The 20,470-nt window shown below is 64.5% G+C and carries 19 protein-coding genes; 2 read left to right on the top strand and 17 right to left on the bottom strand.

The window, feature by feature from the left end; translation table 11 throughout:
• Position 1 precedes the first annotated feature (1 nt).
• Positions 2-871, bottom strand: coding sequence for a glucosamine kinase nucleotide-binding domain-containing protein (locus MWN76_RS01745; protein ID WP_250458834.1), 870 nt, complete (start codon positions 869-871; stop codon positions 2-4).
• The gene (locus tag MWN76_RS01740) at positions 868-2,442 is read right to left on the bottom strand and encodes a sodium:solute symporter (RefSeq protein WP_250458832.1); all 1,575 of its coding nucleotides are present in this window, start codon (positions 2,440-2,442) and stop codon (positions 868-870) included. The genes MWN76_RS01745 and MWN76_RS01740 overlap by 4 nt, the downstream gene beginning before the upstream one ends.
• Positions 2,443-2,637: 195 nt before the next feature.
• Here MWN76_RS01740 and MWN76_RS01735 point away from each other — a divergent pair, with 195 nt between their 5' ends.
• A complete protein-coding gene (locus MWN76_RS01735) occupies positions 2,638-3,501 on the top strand; it encodes an SIS domain-containing protein (RefSeq protein WP_250458831.1) in 864 nt (287 codons plus the stop codon).
• 251 nt (positions 3,502-3,752) lie between these two features.
• Here the strand turns inward: MWN76_RS01735 and MWN76_RS01730 are convergent, their stop codons facing one another.
• The 11 genes from MWN76_RS01730 to dksA all read right to left on the bottom strand — a co-directional run bounded on the left by MWN76_RS01730 (position 3,753) and on the right by dksA (position 16,283).
• Positions 3,753-4,547, bottom strand: a complete 795-nt coding sequence (locus MWN76_RS01730; RefSeq protein ID WP_250458829.1) for an acyl-CoA thioesterase — start codon at positions 4,545-4,547, stop codon at positions 3,753-3,755.
• Positions 4,537-5,505 (bottom strand): alpha/beta hydrolase, encoded by a 969-nt coding sequence (locus MWN76_RS01725; RefSeq protein WP_250458827.1) that lies wholly within the window; start codon positions 5,503-5,505, stop codon positions 4,537-4,539. The genes MWN76_RS01730 and MWN76_RS01725 overlap by 11 nt, the downstream gene beginning before the upstream one ends.
• 10 nt (positions 5,506-5,515) lie before the next feature.
• Positions 5,516-6,331 (bottom strand): 3-methyl-2-oxobutanoate hydroxymethyltransferase, encoded by an 816-nt coding sequence (panB, locus tag MWN76_RS01720; protein WP_250458825.1) that lies wholly within the window; start codon positions 6,329-6,331, stop codon positions 5,516-5,518.
• Position 6,332: 1 nt separating this feature from the next.
• Positions 6,333-7,007 carry a deoxynucleoside kinase gene (locus tag MWN76_RS01715; protein ID WP_425606582.1) on the bottom strand — a complete coding sequence of 225 codons (675 nt, stop codon included), beginning with the start codon at positions 7,005-7,007 and terminating at the stop codon, positions 6,333-6,335.
• A gap of 77 nt (positions 7,008-7,084) precedes the next feature.
• Entirely contained in the window at positions 7,085-7,561 is a 477-nt protein-coding gene (gene folK, locus MWN76_RS01710) for a 2-amino-4-hydroxy-6-hydroxymethyldihydropteridine diphosphokinase (RefSeq protein WP_250458821.1), read from the bottom strand.
• Positions 7,561-8,919 carry a polynucleotide adenylyltransferase PcnB gene (gene pcnB / locus MWN76_RS01705; protein ID WP_250458819.1) on the bottom strand — a complete coding sequence of 453 codons (1,359 nt, stop codon included), beginning with the start codon at positions 8,917-8,919 and terminating at the stop codon, positions 7,561-7,563. Before pcnB ends, folK begins: the two co-directional genes overlap by 1 nt.
• 822 nt (positions 8,920-9,741) lie before the next feature.
• Positions 9,742-11,130, bottom strand: coding sequence for a sigma-54-dependent transcriptional regulator (locus MWN76_RS01700; protein ID WP_250458818.1), 1,389 nt, complete (start codon positions 11,128-11,130; stop codon positions 9,742-9,744).
• 167 nt (positions 11,131-11,297) lie between these two features.
• Positions 11,298-14,309, bottom strand: a complete 3,012-nt coding sequence (locus MWN76_RS01695) for an ATP-binding protein (RefSeq protein ID WP_250458817.1) — start codon at positions 14,307-14,309, stop codon at positions 11,298-11,300.
• A 2-nt stretch (positions 14,310-14,311) separates the two neighbouring features.
• The gene (locus tag MWN76_RS01690) at positions 14,312-14,488 is read right to left on the bottom strand and encodes a hypothetical protein (RefSeq protein ID WP_250458816.1); all 177 of its coding nucleotides are present in this window, start codon (positions 14,486-14,488) and stop codon (positions 14,312-14,314) included.
• A 209-nt stretch (positions 14,489-14,697) separates the two neighbouring features.
• Complete coding sequence (gene gluQRS / locus MWN76_RS01685) at positions 14,698-15,573, bottom strand: tRNA glutamyl-Q(34) synthetase GluQRS (protein WP_250458815.1); 876 nt, start codon at positions 15,571-15,573, stop codon at positions 14,698-14,700.
• A gap of 272 nt (positions 15,574-15,845) precedes the next feature.
• Complete coding sequence (dksA, locus tag MWN76_RS01680; protein WP_250458814.1) at positions 15,846-16,283, bottom strand: RNA polymerase-binding protein DksA; 438 nt, start codon at positions 16,281-16,283, stop codon at positions 15,846-15,848.
• 255 nt (positions 16,284-16,538) lie between these two features.
• Here dksA and sfsA point away from each other — a divergent pair, with 255 nt between their 5' ends.
• On the top strand, positions 16,539-17,261 hold the full coding sequence (gene sfsA, locus MWN76_RS01675; protein ID WP_250458813.1) for a DNA/RNA nuclease SfsA: 723 nt from the start codon (positions 16,539-16,541) through the stop codon (positions 17,259-17,261).
• Positions 17,262-17,566: 305 nt separating this feature from the next.
• Here sfsA and MWN76_RS01670 read toward each other — a convergent pair whose 3' ends face one another.
• From MWN76_RS01670 to MWN76_RS01655, 4 genes are all read right to left on the bottom strand, one after another.
• Positions 17,567-17,911: a Rieske (2Fe-2S) protein gene (locus MWN76_RS01670; RefSeq protein ID WP_250458812.1), complete on the bottom strand. Its 345-nt coding sequence runs from the start codon at positions 17,909-17,911 to the stop codon at positions 17,567-17,569.
• A gap of 22 nt (positions 17,912-17,933) precedes the next feature.
• The gene (locus MWN76_RS01665; protein WP_250458811.1) at positions 17,934-18,989 is read right to left on the bottom strand and encodes a S1C family serine protease; all 1,056 of its coding nucleotides are present in this window, start codon (positions 18,987-18,989) and stop codon (positions 17,934-17,936) included.
• 84 nt (positions 18,990-19,073) lie between these two features.
• The gene (gene htpX, locus MWN76_RS01660) at positions 19,074-19,958 is read right to left on the bottom strand and encodes a protease HtpX (RefSeq protein ID WP_250458809.1); all 885 of its coding nucleotides are present in this window, start codon (positions 19,956-19,958) and stop codon (positions 19,074-19,076) included.
• A 155-nt stretch (positions 19,959-20,113) separates the two neighbouring features.
• Complete coding sequence (locus MWN76_RS01655; RefSeq protein WP_250458807.1) at positions 20,114-20,398, bottom strand: TfoX/Sxy family protein; 285 nt, start codon at positions 20,396-20,398, stop codon at positions 20,114-20,116.
• Positions 20,399-20,470 lie beyond the last annotated feature (72 nt).

The raw sequence follows: 20,470 nt of genomic DNA, 5'->3' as shown, positions 1-20,470 counted from the left end.
ATCAAACCAGTTCCATATCCCGCTGTGCCAGCGAGCAGGCGCCGTCCAGGGCCGTGCCGAGCGGGCGCACCAGCCGCGAGCGGAGGTCCGCGGACAGGTAGGGGCTCATTTTCCCGGCCAGGCCTCCCAGCAGGGCCAGCGGCAGTGCCTCATCGTCGCCGGCGGTGCGGATCAACCGCTCGAGGTCGACGGCCGTTTTCCCGACGATATCCTCCGCCAACCGGCTGTGCGGCAGATGTTCGAAAACGGCCGGGGCCAGCGCGGCGTACTCCCGCGAGCCGGCCCGCTGCAGCCAGGGGAGGATCGTCGAGCGCTCGTAGCCGACGTGTTCCATGATATGCCGGCAGAGCCCGCTCGCGGCGCGGCCGTGAATATCCAGTTCCCACAACAGGGCGCGCACCGCACTTTTGCCGATGGCGGCGCCGCTGCCCTCGTCGCCCACGGCCAGGCCCCAGCCGCCGAACTGGCGGATGCTGCCGTCCCGCCCCAGCCGCATGGCCACGGAGCCGGTACCGATCGCCGCCATCACCATGGGCTGGCCGGCACCGGCGCCGATCAGCGATGTCCTGGCATCCGAGGTGACCAGTACACGGGCGTAACCCGCGGCCTGCAGGCGCGTGCGGAGCTGTTCCGCGGCGACCGGGTTGCCCGCCCCCGCGACACCGCAGGCGATGGATACCTGTTTAGGGTCGATGCCGCGCTTTGCCAACAGTTGTCGCCCCAGGCCGACGATGCTGGCGATGGCTTCCGGCAGCTCGCGGCTCAGGGAACTGGCGCCGCTGCGTATTTCAAGCGGCGCCAGGTCGCCGCCGCCGAGCCGCCCCAGGGTCTTGGTGGCACCGCCGTCGATGCCGATGAAATAGTCGCTCATGCACTGGATCCCTCCAATGACCGGTTGTCGATCGAGACGGGCTCGGGCCTGCCCAGGCAGCAGACGGCAAAGGCGATCACGGTGCCCAGGCACAGCTGCCAGGTAAAGGCGATGTCGGTCGGGGCGGCGTCGCTCACCAGGCCGATCATCCAGGGTTGCTGGGCCAGCGTGACGAGAAAGCCCGCGGCCAGCGCCAGGCCGGCGCTGGTGCTGTTGCCGCGGCGGGTAAACAGCACGGTAAAGAAAACGCCCAGCAGGCCCGAGTAGGCGAACACCATCACCGACAGCGCAAAGGTGATCAGCGGCAGTTCGCTGTACTGCTGCCAGTAGTAGCAGACGACGGCCATACCGCCGAGCGCGAGGGCCAGCGCGCACATGGAAATGCGCCCGGCGAGGACGAAGTGGCGGGCCGGTTTATCGATATGGCGCTTGTTCAGCCAGCCGCGGTACAGGTCCTCGGTCAGCACGCTGGCCATGGAATTGAGGCTGGAATTGAGCGTGGACAGGGCGGCCGCCATGACGCCGACGGTCACCAGGCCGCGCAGGCCCTGCGGCATTTCGTTCAGTACATAGTGCATGAAAACGGTGATGTCGCCACCGGTGGGGGCCGGCCCGGCCGCGCCGGCCATCAGGTCCGGGCGCTGGTAGAACACGTACAGCAGCATGCCGATGGCCATGAACACAAACATCACCGGCACCACCATGACCACGGACAGCATCATGGCGCGGGCGCCGTCGCGGGGATTCTTGCAGGTGAGCAGGCGCTGGGAGACATCCTGGTCCAGCCCCAGGGTGGCAAAGTGCAGCAGCACGAAACCGGTGAAGGTGGCCCAGACATTGAACGGGTCGCCGAGGTCCCAGCCCAGGTCGACGACGGCGAGCTTGGAATCCAGGTTTTCGCCGGGTGACTGCAGCGCAGCGTTTATTTCCGGCAGGGGCACGGGGATCTGCGACAGCAGCACGGAGATGACCGCGACAGCCGCGCTGATATACACGGCGCACTGCAGGATATCGCTGTGGATGACCGAGCGCACGCCGCCGACCAGGGTCTGCAGCAGGCCCGCCAGGGTCAGGATCAGCACCGCGGTCACCACGTGGCCCGCGGCGATATCGTTGAACAGGATCATGGAGACGGCGATGGCGGCCATATAGAGCCTGGCGCCGCTGGCAAAGACGCGCCCCACCAGGTACATGGCACCGGCCCGGTGTTTGGTACTGGTGCCGAAACGCGACTGCAGCAGCTCGTAAACGGTGGTGACCCGTTGGGCGTAGAAACGCGGAATCAGCAGCCGGGAGACGATCAGCGCCGCGATGATCGCGCCCAGGTTGGTGAACAGGTAGCTGAAGTCGCCGCTGTAGCCCAGGTCGGGGCCGCCGAGAAACGTGGCCGCGGACTGGATGGTGGCGAGGGTGGAAATGGCCACCATCCACATCGGCATGGTGTTGCGGGCGAGAAAATAATCGCGGCTGTCGGCGGTTTTGCGGCGGCTGAAGAACCAGCCGCTGGCGGCCAGGATTGCACCGTAGAGGGCGAAAATGGCCCAATCAACCAGAGTGAACTGCAACTCCATCGGGGTTTACCCTTGTTTTCTTGTCAGTGGTGGGCGGGCGGGCCGCGCGGCGGACTCACCGCATCCGGGACCGCGTACTGAATTATTCCTGAATCCGGTTATTATTGGTATCATTTATTCTTTGCCAGATCAAAAATATTTACTGTCGATTGCCGCCGCTGTGGGGCTGCACGATTTATTCCGGTGGAGTTCCAGATGGTGGGGTCGATTGCCAAAATCCGCGCGATGCGCGAGTCCATGTCCAATCACGAGCGGCGCATCGCGGATTATCTGCTCGACAATGTCGAGGGGGTGCGCGCGCTGTCTTCGAAGGCGTTGGCAGACAGTGTCGGTGTGTCGCAGTCGAGCGTGGTCAAGTTCAGCCAGAAGCTCGGCTACCGCGGCTATACCGACCTGAAGCTGTCGCTGACGGAATCCCTGGCGCGGACCTCGGTATTGCCGAAGGCGATCCACGGCGATATTTCCACGGATGACGATCTCACCACCGTGGCGCAGAAACTGATTGCGCGGAAAACCGGCTCGCTGAACGAGACCCTGACGGTCAATCGCGAAGAGGTGCTGCTGAATGCGGTCGGCCTGCTTACCGCCGCCGGGCGCATCGTGCTGGCCGGCGTGGGCGCCTCCTCCCTGGTGGCGCGGGACTTTGCCTTCAAGCTGATGAAACTCGGCAAGGCCGTGCTGGCCGAAAGCGACACCCACGTGCAGGTCGCGAATGCGGCCACCCTCGGCCGCGGGGACCTGATCTTTGCCATTTCGGAATCGGGGCTGACCCGGGATGTCATCCGCGTGGCGGAAACCGGTGTGAATTGCGGCGCGGATGTCATTTCCCTGACCGGTTTTTCGCGCAATCCGCTGGCGGAACTGGCGGGGGTCAACCTGTTCTGCCTGTCCGGCGAGGCGGGTGCCCGCAGTTCATCCATCCTCGCGCGCACGGCGCAGCACATGGTGACGGACCTGCTGTTTATCCTGATGTCGCAGAGGGATGTGCGGGCGAAAGAGTTGTTCGAGCGCAGCCGCCAGGCGGTGGAAGTCTTCAGGAATCACAAGCGGATCAATTGAGCGCCACCGACCCGTGCCGGGGTTGCTTTCGTCGTGCAGGAATAATATATTCCTATTGCCTCATCATTTCGCAATAATCCGGTAGTGGTAGTGATCCGGGGCGTTGTGAACTTGGGCGCCGGGCCCGCCGGTTTCGTGGTTAGTGCCGGCGGGCTTGATTGTCACCTTGTTTTTCCAATTCCGGATTTCCCTTCCGATATCGAATTGGCTTTTCAGGGGGGGCTCCGTGCCCCCCCTTTTTTAATCCGCCCTCAACCGAATACCGTCACCGTCTGGCGGGTAAAGGCCACCAGCCTGCCACCGGCATCCCACAATCGCGCCTGCGCGACGCCGTAACCGTCGCCGGCCTGTTCCACTTCCGCCAGGTATTGCCACCAGTCGCCGACGCCCTGCGCCGGCAGCGGCTCAATGAATTCCACTGTCCAGGTCAGTGAGCTGGCCGGTGCCGGCTGTTTCAGCATTGGCAGCAGCGCCGGCGGCCAGGCGTCGATCAGTGCCAGCAGGTGGCTGACGGACGCCGGTGCCTGCGGCGCGTCGCCGCTGAAGCGCACCCAGCCGCCGAGGCGCGGCTCGGGGCTGCCGCTGAAGGGCATGTCGCCGGCGGCGATGCGGTAGTCGAAGTGCCGGGTGAACTCCGGTACCAGGTCGTGAATATAGGGCAGCGCCGGGCTCTCTTCCGGCGCGGAAAATGTCGGCGCCGGGGCCGGGTCCACGGCGATTACGGACTCGCGCCCGCTGCCGAAGCTGGCAAACGCGGCCAGTACCGCAGCGCCGTCCTGGAACGCGCGGCCTTCCACCTGGGTTACGGAGCGGCCGGCGCGCAGCGTGTTGGCACTCACTTCCAGCTCGCCGGTGGCGACGGGGGCGACAAAGGAAAAGGTCAGCGAGCGCAGGCTGGCATCGCCGGTTACCCGGGCGGCCATCTGCTCGTACAGCATGGCCGCCACCAGGCCGCCGAATGTGGCGCGCCCCTGGGACCAGCCGGGCGGGACCTGCTGGCGGCTGGCGCCGTTGCGCCAGAGATTGAGCTGTTCCTCAAAGTTCATGCGGTCTCTCCATCAACCCGTGGCCGGCGGGTATGCCGGCGGCGATACGCAGGGCGCGGGGCAGGGAGGCCACCAGTGCCTCGCCGTGCCCGAGGCCGGGAAACTCGTGGCTGTGGATTTCGAGCCCGGCGGTTCCCGCCAGCGCCTCGCGCGCGGCGGTAAATTCGGCGCTGGCGCGCCGGCGGATGGCGGCCGCCTGCTCCGCCGTCGCATCCCGGGGCACCCGTGCCTCGCGGTCGCCGCGCGCCAGCCATAAGCGGGTACCGGCCGGTGTGGCCTGCAAGCGCGCGACATAGCGCCCGATGACATGCCGGTGCCAGTAGAGCGCCGGACTTACCGGGATATAGTTCTTGAAACCGGCGCGATTGCAGAGCGCGAACAGGGTGAACAGGCCGCCGAAGGAGTGGCCCCAGAGGCTCTGCCTATCGCTGTCCAGTGGAACGCGCCGGGCCACTTCGGGCTTGATGCGCTGCTCCAGCAACTGCAGGAACGCGGCCGCGCCGCCGCCGGGGCGGTCCGGCCAGCGGGGATCCACGGCGATATCCTCGCCGGGAGCGGCCGGTGTGTAGTCGCGCTGGCGCGCGGTCACGTCGAACAGCTTTTCGGTATCGTAGCCCACCATGACCAGCACCGGCGGTTCCGCCTGCATCAGCGGTTGCAGCCAGCGCTCCCGCAGGTGGTGCAGCACGGCGTTGCCGTCGAGCAGGTAGAGCGACGGGAAGCCGGATGCGGGTGACCCGCCGCGCGGTATCGCCAGCCACACGCGGTAGTGGCGCTGCCCGTCCGCGGATTGCAGGGCAAAGGTCTCGAACCGGTAGTGGGCGGAACCCCGGTCGGCCAGGGTCCTGCCCATGGTGCGGCTCAGGTCCGGTTGCGCCCGGGACGCGGCGGGCAGTGCGGTCGCGGCCAGTAGCAGTTGCAGCAGCCGCCGGCGGTCGATGCTTGTAGACGGGGGCATCTGTAGCGACTCAGTTGAAGCTGTGTTCCGCGGTGGGAAACTGCCCGTTCTTGACCTCTTCGGCGTACTGGCGCAGGGCGCCGTGGATATCGCCGGTTTCCCTGAGGAAATTCTTGGAGAACTTCGGCGGTTTTTCCGTCAGGCCGAGCAGGTCGGTGATCACCAGCACCTGGCCGTCGGTGTCGCTGCCGGCGCCGATGCCGATGGTGGGCATGGAGACGGTGTCGGTGATGCGTTTCGCCAGTCGGGACGGCACGCATTCGAGCACCAGCAGGTCGGCGCCGGCCTCGTCCAGTACGGCGGCGTCGTCGAGTATCTGTCCGGCCTGTTCGTCGCTGCGCCCCTGGATGCGGTAGCCACCGAACTTGTGTACCGACTGGGGGGTGAGCCCCAGGTGGGCGCACACCGGGATACCGCGCTCGCTGAGCATCTTCACCGTCTCCGCCAGCCAGGTGCCGCCCTCGATTTTCACCATATGGGCGCCGGCCTGCATGATGCGGGCGGCGTTGGTGAGTGCCTGCTCCGGTGTTGCGTAGGTCATGAAGGGCAGGTCGCCCATGATCAGGGATTTCCTGTTGCCGCGGGCCACGGCCCCGATGTGGTGAATCATCTCTTCCATGGTCACCGGTACGGTGCTGTCGTAGCCCAGCATGGCCATACCCAGGGAATCGCCGATCAACACGGTTTCGACGCCGGCGCGCTGGGCGGCGCCGGCGGTGGGGGCATCGTAGAGGGCGACGCTGGTAAATTTCTCGCCGTCCGCCTTCATCTGGCGCAGTTTGTGGATGGTAACGGGTTTTTCCAATTCGGCTGGAGCGTAAGGCATATCAGACTCCGGGGTTATAGTAGTGGCGGCCGCTGGTGATGGTGAGCATATACTCCACCAGCTGGCGGTAGTCTTCCGGGCGGTCGACGATATCGATCTCTTCGCTGTTGACGATCAGCAGTGGCGCCTCGTCGTAGTAGTGGAAGAAATTGGTGTAGGCCTCGTTGAGTGTGGCCAGGTACTCGTTGCCGATGGCGCGCTCGGCGGCGATGCCGCGGGTGCGGATGCGCTCCTGCAATACATTGAGCGGCGCCTGCAGGTAGACCACCAGGTCGGGTTTGGGCGCCTGCAGGGTCAGGTGTCGGTAGACCTGCTGGTAGAGGGCCAGCTCGTCGGCGTCCAGCGTGACTTCGGCGAACAGCTGGTCCTTCTCGATCAGGAAGTCCGCCACGCGCACCGGTTTGAACAGGTCGTCCTGGCGCAGGGCCTGGATCTGTTGCGAGCGCTCCAGCAGGAAATGCAGCTGTGTCGGCAGCGCAGCGCTCTTGGGATCGCGGTAGAAGCGCTCCAGGAACGGGTTGGTTTCGGGCTGTTCGAGCAGGGTGTCGTAATTGAAAGTGGCGGCGAGCTTTTTCGCCAGCGTGGTCTTGCCCACACCGATATTGCCCTCGACGGCGATAAAGCGGGGCAGGGTCACACCGGAAATGTCCGGCTCGTGGGATTCGTCGGTATCGATTGCCACGGGATTTACTCCTTTCTTGTTTCCGCTCCCGCACAGCACACTGGCCCGGCTCCGGTGAGCGCCCCGCCGTATCAGATTTTCTGCAGCCGGTTCTGCGGGCAGCGCTGCAGCAGCTCTGCGATGGTCTCGCCCGACGGCAGCGTCAGCTCCGGGTCCAGCTCCGCCAGCGGCTGCAATACGAAATTGCGCTCGGCGATGCGCAGATGCGGTACCTGCAGGCGCGGTTCGTCGATGCGTTGCCGGTCGAACAGCAGTATATCCAAATCCAGGGTGCGGGCGCCCCAGCGCACGCTGCGCTCGCGGCCCTGTGCGTTTTCGATCGCCTGCAGCCGGTCCAGCAGTTCCAGCGGCGGCAGATCCGTTTCCAGCTCGGCCGCGGCGTTGACATAGTCGGGCTGTTCGCCCGGCCCCACCGGTGCGCTGCAATAGAAAGAGGAGTGATGCAGCAGTGCGGTGTGCGGAATCCCCGCCATCGACGCCAGCGCGCTTTGCAACTGCTGCCGGGGGCCGGACAAGTTGCTGCCGAGCCCGACAAATACCCGGGCCATTACTGGGACTTCTGTTCGGCCCGCGGGCGACGGCGGCGACCGCCGCGGGAACCGCGGCGCTTGTTGCCGCCGCCGTTGCGCTGCAGTTTGCGCACCATTTCCTGGCGCTGCTCACCGTCGGCCTGCTGGAAATCGGTCCACCACTGGCCCAGTCCGGGCGGGATTTCACCGCACTCTTCGCGCAGCAGCAGGAAGTCGTAGGCGGCGCGGAAGCGCGGGTGTTCGCTCAACCGCTGTGCGCGGCTGCCGCCGCGCTGGGGGAGTCGCTGCTGCAGGTCCCAGATTTCGCGCATGGGAATGGAGAAGCGCTTGGGGATCGCGGTGTGGGCCAGTTGCGAGCCGGTGACTTTCTGCGCCGCCTGGGCCAGCGCCGGTACCGGCGGCGTGCCCTTGCCGGCGATGCGTTGCTGTTCGCTGTAGACCGCGGGCCACAACAGCGCAGCGTAGAGGAAGGCCGGGGTCACGCGCTTGTCGTCGCGGATGCGCTGGTCGGTGTTGCGCAGGGCCAGGTGACTCAATTCCAGCGCCGCCGGCTGGTCCAGCATTGCCGCATTGTCCGGGAACAGGTGGTGCCAGAGGTGGTGGCGCTGCAGCAGTTCGAAGGTGCGCTCGCCGTATCCACTCATCAGCAGCTTGAGGACTTCGTCGAATAGTCGCGCGGGGGCGATATTGCGCAGCAGTGGCGCCAGCTCCTCCAGCGGGGCGGCGGTCTTGTCCTCGATCTCAAAATCCAGCTTGGCGGCAAAGCGTACCGCGCGCAGCATGCGCACCGGGTCCTCTTTGTAGCGGGTGGCCGGGTCGCCGATCATGCGGATCTTGCGCTGCTCGATATCGCGCATGCCGCCGGTGTAATCGTGGATCTCGAAGCCGTCGGTGGTGTAGTAGAGGGCGTTGACGGTGAAATCGCGGCGCACGGCGTCGCTCTCCAGGTCGCCGTAGACGTTGTCGCGCAGCAGCATGCCGTGCTCGGACTGCTGTGCCTCGTGCTCCTCGCCCTCGCTGTGGTGACCGCGGAAGGTGGTGACCTCGATGATCTCGCGGCCGATGCGGGCGTGCAGGATGCGGAAGCGGCGGCCGACGATACGCGAGCCGCGGAACAGCTTCTTGGCCTCTTCGGGGGTGGCGTCGGTGGCCACATCGAAATCCTTGGGGTGGCCACCCAGCAGCAGGTCGCGCACCCCGCCGCCGACGATATAGGCCTGGAAGCCCGCCTCCTGCAGCCGTTTCATCACGGTCAGGGCGGCGCGGCTGATATCGCGGCGCGAAAGGTTGTGGTCGCTGCGGGCAACGATACGGGGGAGGGAGGATCGCCCCGGCTTGCGCCAGCGCTTGATACTACTGATCAGGGAATTGAGCATACGGCTGTCTGTCTTGACTGCTGCCAACGGGGTTTGGCTTCACGAAGGTCCCGTCATTGCCAGAGGTTCTCATGCAGACAGGTCCCGATAAGGGCGGATTCTACCACAGGCAGGCGGCCGCAATCAGGCGGCGGCAAAAGTCGCCGAAAGCGGTATGGAATGGGGGAAAACAAAGGAAAATGGGAATTATTGTTATTAGGATGAAGGCAGCGGCTTCCTTGCGCTATCAATTTGCTGTCTAGCAAACACCCTCTCCCAGGTACAATCAGTCAGTTTGTAACGCGCTTGTCGTTATTTTTGTTGTCTTCTGCTTTATTTTTATTGTTTATTGTTATTTTTTGTTGTTTTTATTGTTCTGGATTCTTCTTCCGGTTTTGGTCCCTGTTTGCTTTTATTCTCGACCGCCCCGTTATTGTTATTGTGTTTCGCCCACTTATTGTCAGTTGTTATTAGGGCTTAAACAGTCATTTATTTTTATTCTTGGCTGTTCTTCTTGTTTGTACTAAGAAGAAAGCATGTAGTGTGCCAACTTTTAAAAGTCTTTATAAATCAATAAGTTACAAATTTGGGGTGGCATTGGGCGACAGCGGGGAGGGATTCTGCGTTACAGATGACGCGGCAGTTGTTACTCGCCGGGAGACTGGGGTAACACTTTCGGTGGTCACCGAAGTGGGACCTACCGGGCGTTAGCGATACCATCCTATCAATGGACAACAAATAAAGACGGGTGTTCGGAAAAGGGGAGCGGGATTTCGTCGGGGGTAGGGTTGGCAGGCGATTGGCCGGTGAAAATGCCTGCGATCACCGGCCGGGGCGATTGATTCAGGCTTCCGCCGCCGTCCGGCGGGTCTTTTTGCGCGGGATACCCAGTTTCTGGCGGCGTTCCCACAGGCACTTGCGGCTGACCCCGAGTTTCTTGGCCAGGTCCGTCTCGCTCATGGTGTCCTGGTGCTCGAGGACGAAGCGGGCGAAGTAATCCTCCAGGGACAGGTCCTCGCGCGGATCCGTATGCAGGCTGCGCGGGTGGCGCTCCGGATCGGCCTCTTCCACCGGAACCAGGTCCAGGTCGATATCCAGCGTGCGGTGATCGATCTCGGCGCTGTTGTCGTCGGTCAGGATGACCGAGCGCTGGATGGCGTTCTCCAGCTCGCGCACATTGCCGGGCCAGGTATAGGTGGTCACGGCCTGGATGGCTTCCGGTGACAGCTTCAGCGTGGGGCGCTCCACGCGCGCGCAGAATTTCTCCAGCAGGTGCTCGGCGATCGACAGCACGTCCTTGCCCCGCTCGCGCAGCGGCGCCAGGGTCATCTGCACCACGTTGATACGGTAGTAGAGGTCCTCGCGGAATTTGCGCTCGGCGGCCAGCTGTCGCAGGTTGCGGTGGGTCGCCGCCACCAGGCGCACATCCACCTTGCGCGATTCCACCGCGCCGATCGGCCGCACTTCCCCTTCCTGCAGCACCCGCAACAGGCGCGCCTGAGCCTCGAGCGGCAGTTCGCCGATCTCGTCCAGGAACAGGGTGCCGCCATCGGCGGCCGCCACCAGGCCCTCGCGGGCTGTCTGTGCGCCGGTAAAGGCGCCTTTTTCGTGACCGAACAGTTCCGCCTCGATCAGGGTTTCCGGGATGGCCGCACAGTTGACCGAGATCAGCGGCTTGCCGGCGCGGCGGCTCTCCTCGTGGATGGCGCGGGCCACCAGCTCCTTGCCGGTACCGGTCTCGCCGTGCACCAGCACGGTGGCGTCGGTGGGCGCCACCTTGTGGATGCGGCCGTAGAGTTCGCGCATCACCGGGCTGTCGCCGATCATGCCGGCGATGGTGCGGCCCGGCTCCCGGCCCGCCGGTGCCCGGGCGCGGCTCTGCTCGGCCTTGCCGATGACCCGGCGCACGGTGGCGATCATCTCGTCGTGGTCGAAGGGTTTGGCGATATAGTCGGCGGCGCCCATGCGCATCGAGTCCACCGCCGAGCGCAGGCTCGCGTAACTGGTCATGATCAGCACCGGGGTGTCGCCGGCCAGCTTCAGCAGGTCGGTGCCCGGGGCGCCCGGCAGGCGCAGGTCGGAAATGATCAGGTCGACCTGGTCGAGGCGGTGTTTGGTGGTCGCCTCGCGCACAGAACCGGCTTCGCTGACCTGGTATCGGTGCCGCTCCAGCAGTTTGCGCAGCGCCGTTCGAATAATGGCTTCATCTTCGACGATCAGGATGTGGCTCATGTGTTACGCCTGGTTACAAAATGCTCAGGAAGCGCCTAGTTTTACCTGCGAGGCGTTTCGATGCAACCCATGATTTCCGGGACTCGGGGGGCGGGGCTCTGAACATGTAGAGAAGTTTCGGTTCGCTTGTCGCCGGGGAGAGCAGAAACGCGGGCACTGCCGGGCCGTTATTCCTGAGGCCCGGCGCGACCGAGTCCCGAGTCCCGAGTCCCGAGTCCCGTCTGTTCCAATGGCAGCTGCACGATAAATTTGGCCCCGCGCCCGGTGTCCGGGTGCGCGGGACTGATCAGTTCCAGTTGCCCGTCGTGTTCCTCGACGATGCTGTAGACCATCGCCAGGCCCAGGCCGGTGCCCTGGCCCGGTTCCTTGGTGGTGAAGAAGGGCTCCAGGATGCGCTCGCGGTGTTCGGCGGAGATGCCCGGGCCGTCGTCTGTCACGGCGATGCAGGCGCAGCCGCGGGCGATGTAGCCGTCGACCCGAATACGGCCGCCGTCGGGGCTGGCGTCGCGGGCGTTGCTGAGCAGGTTGATGAATACCTGGATCAGGCGCTGGTTGTCGCCGGGGGCGAACAGGTCTGTCGGCACGGCGTTGTCGAAGGTGACCTGGGTCTTGTCCCGCTGCAGCGACAACAGTTGTACCGCCTCCTGCACGCAGGCGTAGAGGTCCACCGGCGCGCGTTGTGTCTCCTGGCTGCCGCTGTGGGAGAAATTCACCAGCGAGTGGACGATGCGGCTGATGCGCTGGGTCTGGCTGATGATCTGGTCGGCGGTGTCGCGCACATCGCTGCTGTCGGATTCGAAGTGCAGGTTCTGCGCCAGGCAGGCGATGCCGGTGACCGGGTTGCCCACCTCGTGGGCCACGCCGGCGGCCAGGCGGCCGACCGACGCCAGCCGTTCGCTGTGCATCAGTTCCTGCTCCAGCACCTGGGTCTCGGTGATGTCTTCCAACAGCAGCATCTGCGCGTCGCCGCGCTCCACCCGGGAGCGGCCGCCGCGGCTGCTCTTCAGGCGTGTCTTGTGCAGGTTGAGCCAGTGGCTGTTGCCGCCCAGTTGCACCTGCTGCTTGAAGCGGCTGGCCTCGGTGGAGTCCGCGAACTCGGTCAGCAGTGCCCGCCAGGGCTCCGCCAGGTAATCCAGTTTGGAGCCCAGCACCTCGGCGGCGGTGACGCCGGTCAGGTCCTGCATGGCGTAGTTCCACAACAGGATCTCGCCGTCGCGGCCCAGGGAGCAGGCCGCCAGCGGCAATTCCTCCAGCATCTGCCTGTGGTACAGGCGCAGGCTGTTCAGCTCTGCGGCCAGGCCGGTGAGCTGGTTCTTGTAGCGCGACAGGCGCGTCTCGATCAGGTGGATGTCCTTGTTGGCCGGCTGGTCGCTGTCCTTGAACGGGAAGTGGCGGTCGATGATCTGCCCGGCCAGTACGCGCCCCAGCAGGCCCGACAGGTTGGCCTCGAGCTTGTCGCGCAACTGGCGCAGCGCGTAGGGGCGGCGCTCGTCGTCCGGCAGGTCCAGTTGGCGTAGCGCGCGGTTCACTTCCTGGTTGGCGGTGGCGGCGCCGAGACTGTCGGACAGGCGCAGGCGGAATTCGGCCGCCGACTGCACGTCCAGCTCCAGCCGCAGCGCCTGGCTCAGGGTCTCATCGCTGCACAGGTCGGCGGCGTACTGCTCCAGGCTGGTGGTGCGGGTCAGCAGTGACAGGCCGACGAACAGCAGCACGTTGATCGCCAGCGACAGGGTGGTGACCCGGGTCCAGATCGACATCCCCAGCGGAATCTGGATGTCGGTGCCGGGCAGGGTGATGCCGCTGAGGCCGAAGATGGCCGGCAGCAGCAGGCCGCCGGCCCAGATGCACATGCCCGCCAGCAGGCCGGCGATAAAGCCGCGGCGGTTGCCCTGCGGCCAGTGGATCACCGCGAAGATGCCGGGCAGGAACTGCAGTGAGGCGATGAACGCCAGCAGCGCCAGGTCGGAGAGGGACAGTCGGTTGTTCAGCAGCAGGTAGAAGCCGAACCCGGCCAGGAACATCGCGGCCACCAGCGCCCGCCGCAACCACACCAGCTGGCGGTACATGTTGTCCTCGGAGTGCCAGCGGGTGCCCGGCAGCAGCCAGTGGTTCATGACCATGGTGGACAGCGCCAGGGTCATCATCACCAGCGCACCGGTGGCGGCCGACAGGCCGCCGATAAAGGCCAGGGTGGTCAGGGCCGCGGAGCCGCTGGCGCGCGGTACGGCCAGTGCGAAATACTGCACCGGTTCGGCCACATCCAGCGCGAAGCCGGCCCACATGATCGGGAAGATCGGCAGCGCCATCAGCAGCAGGAACAGCGGGAAACCCCAGCTGGCGTGGCGCAGGGTCTTGGCGGCGGCGCGCTCGGCGACGCTCAGGTAGAAAATGTGGGGCATCGCCACCGCGGTGGCGATAAACACCAGCAGCAGCGTGTGCGACGAGCCCTGTTTGATCGGGGTGTACAGCAGTTGCTGCATGTCGGGGTTCCGGGTCAACCACTGGTCGAGGCCGTTGAAGCCGCCGAAGACGCCGTAGATCGCATAGCCGCCCACCGCCAGCAGCGCCACCAGCTTGACTACCGACTCCAGCGCCATGGCACTGGACAGCCCGGCGCGGCGCTCGCGCGTGGCGCCGTACATGCTGGTGAACACCGCCAGCAGCACGCAGTAGAAGAAGGCGATCAGGTTTTTGCTGGTGACGCCGCTCTCCGCCAGTCCCAGTGCGGCGACGCTGTCGCGGGACAGCAGCGCCAGCGTCTCGGCCACCGCCTGTATCTGCAGTGCGATCAGCGGCAGCAGTGCCAGCAGCATGAACAGGGTGGCGAGGGTGCCGGCCTCGCGGCTGTGGTAGCGGAATACCAGCAGGTCCGCGGGCGAGGTTAACTGGTAGCGCTGTGCCAGGCGCGCCAGCGGCTCCAGCGCCACCGGTGCGAACAGGAACATGGCGCCGGTGCCCAGGTAGTAGGCCAGCACGCCGTAGCCGTACTGCCAGGCCAGGTCGACGATGCCGTAGAAGGTCCAGGCGGACATGGAAACGCCCAGCGACAGCACATAGATCAGCGGGTGGCGCACCCAGCGCGACGGCAGCCAGCCCTTGGATGTGGCGAAGGCGACGAAAAACAGCGCGGCGATATAGGCGACACCGATCAGCGCGATATGCGTCAGTTCAAAACCCATGGTCAAAGCTCATCCGACTTGCGCCTGGCCTGCACGAACACCGCCAGCAGGATCAGCACGAACCACAGGATAAACGGCCGGTACCAGGCCCCGGACGGGTTGATCATCCAGGTGAATATGGTCGGCGAGAAGACGTAGCCCACCAGAACCAGCAGGATTAAAAGCGTGCGGTTGGTCATAAAGGCCGGGACTCGGGACTCGGGACTCGGGACTCGGTCGGAGACATAGGAGGTATCTTCGCTGGCGCGCTAATGACTGAAGCGTGTAAGTATGCCGGGATCTACAGGGAATTTCAGTAGGGTGCGCTGTGCGCACCATTGATCAGGCCGGTGCGCACGGCGCACCCTACTTGAGTCCCGAGTCCCGAGTCCCGAGTCCCGAGTCCCGATCAGGCCAGATGGCGGTTGCGCAGATCTACCTGCCGCCTCTGCCAGCGGGCCGCCGCCCAGCTGAGAATCTGCTCCGGCGTCTCGCCAGAGAGTTGGGCTGGCAGATGAAAACCGAGAAAGCCCAGCGCCGTGCACAGGTTCTTCGATGCGCGGCGGTCGTCTATGGCCGGGGCGTGGTTCTGCTTGCTCAGTTTCTGCTGATTGTCGGGTCCCATCACCAGCGGAAGGTGACCGAACTGTGGCGGTTGTGATCCCAGCAGTTTGAACAGCCGTTGCTGGGCGCCGGTGGTGTCGAGCAGGTCGGCGCCGCGCACCACGTGGCTGATACCCTGGTCGATATCGTCGGCGACCACGGCCAGCTGGTAGGCGTAGAGACCGTCTTTGCGCTTGAGAATGGTGTCGTCGTCGATGTGTTGGCGCTGCGATCCCTGCCAGATATCGTCGAAGATCTCCTCGCCGCCGGCACTTTTCAGGCGCAGGGCTGCGCTGCCGTCGTCGCGCCGTTTTCCCCGGCGGCAGCCGCTGTTGTCGTGGCCGCCGGCTGCGCGGATCTGTGCGCGCGTGCAGCGGCAGGGATACAGCAGGTCCCGCTCGGCCAGTGTTGCAAGGACTTCCTCGTAGAAGCCGTGGCGGCGACTCTGCCACTCCAGCGGGCCCTGCCAGTGCAGGCCGTGGGCGTCGAGGGATTTGAGAATGCGATCGGCAGCGCCGGGTTCTTCCCGCGGCGGGTCCAGGTCCTCCATGCGCACCAGCCAGGTGCCGCCGTGGGCGACGGCGTCCAGGTAGCTGCCGAGGGCGCAGACCAAGGAGCCGAAATGTAGCGGTCCGGTGGGGGAGGGGGCGAAGCGGCCTGTGTAGGGGTGGGGGCTATCCAAGGCGCGGCTTTGATTCCAAGGGGGTGGTGCCAGTAAGAAAATTCCTGGGTGGCAGGACCTTCGCTTTTGGCTTCGGTACTCTTTTGAGCCGAGCTGTAGGGTGTGCCGTGCGCACCATTGACCTGCCGGTGCGCACGGCGCACCCTACTGAGAGTCCCGAGTCCCGAGTCCCGAGTCCCGAGTCCCGAGTCCCGAGTCCCGAGTCCCGAGTCCCGAGTCCCGAGTCCCGAGTCCCGAGTCCCGAGTCCCGAGTCCCGAGTCCCGACAAAAAATCAGCCCGAGATCTGCTTTTCCTTGATCTCCGCCAGGGTCTTGCAGTCCACACACAGGGTGGCGGTGGGCCGGGCCTCCAGGCGGCGGATGCCGATTTCCACGCCACAGGCCTCGCAGAAGCCGTAGTCGTCCTGGTCGATCAGTTCCAGAGTGGCGTCGATCTTCTTGATCAGCTTGCGTTCGCGGTCGCGGGTGCGCAGCTCCAGGCTGAATTCCTCTTCCTGGCTGGCGCGGTCGGCCGGGTCCGGGAAGTTGGCAGCTTCGTCCTTCATGTGGGAAACGGTGCGGTCCACTTCCGCCATCAGCTCGGCTTTCCAGGCCAGCAGCAAGTTGCGGAAATGCTCCTGCTGCTTCTCATTCATGTACTCTTCGCCCTTTTTCTCCTTGTAGGGCTCAAAGCCGTGCAGAGATTCGGTGCTCGCAGCAGTTCTGGGCATAATCGTTGCCTCTCTTTCTTTACGGACCCCCGTTTATGGGGGCGATACCACCAAATTCAATCAGCCTAGTCCGGAATTCTCCGTAGTGATGCATTTTTAACCCACTTGAGCGGGATGCGGTGACCGGCTATTCCTCCCCGGTGCGCCGATACCCCTGGCGACCGAGGGCGAAGAAGCTACCAAATCTCTTCTGTTCGCGCCACAAAATGTTGTCCGGTATATTGCGGCGTCCAAATTGTCAGTTTAGGTCGTCACGTGAAGCTGAATCCCCCCCTGGAAAAGGCCACTCTGCTGCGCCGCTACAAGCGTTTTCTCGCCGATGTCGTGACCGAGAAGGGTGAATCTTTCACAATCCACTGCCCGAATACCGGTTCGATGAAAAACTGCTGGGTTGAGAACAGCCACTGCTGGTACTCGGATTCGGGCAATCCCAAGCGCAAGTACCGCCATACGCTGGAAGTCACCACCACGCCGGAGGGGGCTCTGGCGGGGGTCAATACCGGTCGCGCCAACGCGTTGGTCGAGGAGGCGATCGAGACGGGGGTGGTGGTGGAGTTGCAGGGTTACGACAGCCTGCGGCGGGAGGTCCGCTACGGTGCGGAGAACAGCCGCATCGACCTGCTGCTGGCCGGCGATGGGGGTGATTGCTATGTGGAGGTCAAGAATGTGACCCTGGCCGAGGGCGGGCGCGGCCTGTTCCCGGATGCGGTCAGCAGTCGCGGCACCAAGCACCTGCGCGAGTTGCAGAAGCTGGCCGAGGACGGAGTGCGGGCAGTGCTCTTCTACTGTGTCCAGCACACCGGTATCGAGACGGTGGAGGCGGCGCGGGACATAGATCCGGCCTATGCGGCGGCGCTGGATGGGGCGCTGACGGCGGGGGTGGAGGTGCTGGCGTACCGGGCGCGGATCGATACCGGGGAGATTGTGCTGGCCGAAAATATCCCGTTTATTTGCGGCGCTTCAAACTGTCGCCGTTAGCGTTAGATAGTTCATTGGCGGCACTGCTACCGGTAGCAGCACCTTCGCATCGGCATTGAAGTTCTATTTGGCTACTTGGAAGTGTGGAAAGAACTGTGAAGCCGATGCAAAGGTCCTGATACCGGGGAAGGGTTTTGGGACTGTCTGCGAGAGGGACCTCGCAGACAAGCCTCCAGGGATGGATTCACGGCGTGTCCCGAAACCCTTCCCCGGTAGCAGGGCCGCCACTGGATTGTCTTATTCGCACCAGCTAAACAGGGCGAATACAAGGTTCGCCCCTACAACGAAGACCCTAAACTTTGTAGTCAGTCGGCCATCAACACATAGAGCCCCTCGGGCGAGTGCTCCACCGGCAGCGGTGTCAGCGCATCGCCGGCGCAGGGGCCGGCGATGCACTCGCCGGTTTCGATTTCGAACAGGGCGCCGTGGGAGGCGCACTGGATCAGCGCGCCGTCCGGATCCAGGAACTGGTCTTCCTGCCAGTCGAGGCCGATGCCCTGGTGTGGGCAGACATTTTTATAGGCATAGATCTCGCCGCCTTTCATTACGGCGAAAACATTGTCGACGCCCTCCGGCGTATCCCCCAGGGCAAAACCCTTCGACTGGCCTTCCGCCAACTCGTCATAGCGGCAAAGAAAATATTTCTGCACGGCAACTCTTGTCTGCAATGGATTATTCGGGAGCCGCGAGTGTAACGGATGTGCTTCTCTTTTGCCCGTCGCGCAGATAGCCCATGCTGATCTCATCGCCGGCGCGGTGATTTTCCAGCACATTCAGCAGGTCGTCGTAATTGCGCACCGGTTTGCTGTCCAGTTCGACGATGATATCGCCCAGTTGCCAGCCGCCGCCGCGTGTGCGGTAAACACCGCGCAGGCCGGCGCGCTCGGCGGGCGTGCCCGGCGCCGCGCGCAGTACCGCCACACCCTCGAAGCCATAGCGGCTGGCCCACTGGTCCGGCGCCGACTGGATGCCGATCACCGGGCGCACCAGGCGGCCGTGGGCGATCAGTTCCGGCACTATCTTCTTCACCGTATCCACCGGGATGGCGAAGCCGATGCCCACGCTGGCACCGCTGGGGCTGTAGATGGCGGTGTTGACGCCGATCAGCCGGCCGCGGCTGTCCAGCAGCGGGCCGCCCGAATTGCCCGGGTTGATGGCCGCATCGGTCTGGATCACATTGCGGATGGTGCGGTTGTTGGCCGCCTGGATCTCGCGGCCCAGGGCGCTGACCACACCGGTGGTCAGGGTGGTGTCGAGGCCGAAGGGATTACCGATGGCCAGCACCTTGCGGCCCACGGCGAGATTGTTGGAGGTGCCGGCCACCAGCGGTTCCAGGTGTTCGCGCGGGGCGTCGATTTTCAGTACCGCCAGGTCCTTTTCCGGTGCCGAACCCACCAGCTCGGCGGGCCACTCGCTGCGGTCCTGCAGGGTGATGGTGACCTCGCTGGCGCCCTCGATAACGTGGAAGTTGGTGACCACGTGGCCCTGGTCATCCCAGACAAAACCGCTGCCGGCGCCCTTGGGCACCGTGTGCAGGCGCAGGCTCCAGCGGTCGCGGACCACCGTCTCGTTGGTGACGTACACCACCGATGGGCTGGCGAAGTTGAACACCTGCATGGTGTTCCGCTCGTCGTCGGTGGAGAAGTCGGGAAGTGCCGGGGCGGCCGTGGCCAGGGTGGCCAGCAACAGCAGTGGTGCGGCCAGCAACAGTCTTTTCAGTTTGTTCATGGTCGGCGATCGGGTATTGCGGGTGGGCGGAAATGGTAACCCGGCCGCGGGCCGGGTTGATAGCGGCGTCTTGCGGGGCGGCCTTTACTGCGGCTGGCCCCGCAGTGCCTGGATACGGTCTTCCAGCGGCGGGTGGCTGGCCAGCAGCGCGCCCATGTTGCCGTAGATACCGAAGGCCTTCATATTGCTCGGCAGCGGCTGCTCCCGGCCCGCTTCGGACTCGGACTTGATGCGCTGCAGGGCGGCAATCATCGACTCCCGGTTGGCGAGCGTGGCGCCGGCGTGGTCGGCGCGGTATTCGCGGCGGCGGCTGAACCAGGCCACTACCATCATCGCGAAGACACCGAAGACGATATCCATGACGATCGAGGTCACGAAGTAGCCGATACCCAGCCCCTGCTCGTTGCGCAGAATGACCCGGTCGACGAAGAAGCCCACCAGCCGCGCAAAAAACATCACGAAGGTGTTCACCACCCCCTGGATCAGCGCCAGGGTTACCATATCGCCGTTGGCGACGTGGCCGATTTCGTGGCCGATCACCGCCCGCGCCTCGTCGCGATTGAAGCGCTCCAGCAGCCCGGCGCTCACCGCCACCAGCGCGCTGTTGCGGTTCCAGCCGGTGGCGAAGGCGTTGGCCTGGGGCATCGGGAAAATCCCCACATCCGGCATGCCGATGCCCGCTTTCTGCGACAGCTCGCGCACCGTGTCCACCAGCCACTGCTCGTCGGCGGTCTGCGGCTTGTCGATCACCTGGGTGCGGGTGCTCATGCGGGCGATGGTCTTCGACATCAGCAGCGAGATCAGCGCGCCGCCGATACCGAAAATGGCACACAGCAGGAAAAGGCCGGAGAGGTTCAGGTCGACGCCGTTGGCGGCGAGAATGCCCTGGATCCCCAGCAGATTGAAGATGATGCCAGCCAGGACCATGACGGCCAGGTTGGTCAGCAGAAACAGGCCAATACGCAACATCGGTGCTCTCCATCCAATGCAGTTACGAAAAGTGTAGATAGGGACGCCCGATACGCTTTCAAGACGGCTTGCGCCGAATTGAACGCTCTCTCGGTGACTGGAGGTTTCCGTTTTGCCCGGCGCTCCGCCGCAATCGGGAGATGGGCCGACGCCTGTTAATCTGTATCCTGCGAGGCCAGCAGGCGGTCGGCTTCGCTGGCCAGGCGCTGTTTCAGGTCCGGGTCCAGTTCGTTCCAGTGCACATCCATCAGCGCGCCCTGCAGGGCGTAGAGCAGCACGCGGGAGGCGTTGATACCGCGGCTGCGGATATTGATGAAGGCGTCGACCGGACCCACGCGGTGGAGGTCGTCACGGGAGCGGATACCGATGGAATGGAGGATATTGACGGAGGCGAGGCCCAGGTTTTTCAGCTTTAACAGCTCTGATTGACTCGGGTGCATGGATTATCCCTAACAGGTTGTACTTCCGTGTGTCTGCGGCCAGATCCCGCGGCCGATCCATTGAACATAGCA

The organism is Microbulbifer litoralis (assembly GCF_023634065.1).
GTDB classification, from domain to species: domain Bacteria; phylum Pseudomonadota; class Gammaproteobacteria; order Pseudomonadales; family Cellvibrionaceae; genus Microbulbifer; species Microbulbifer litoralis.
The sequence above is the reverse complement of the archived record's forward strand: the minus strand, read 5'-3'. Positions and strand labels throughout refer to the sequence as shown.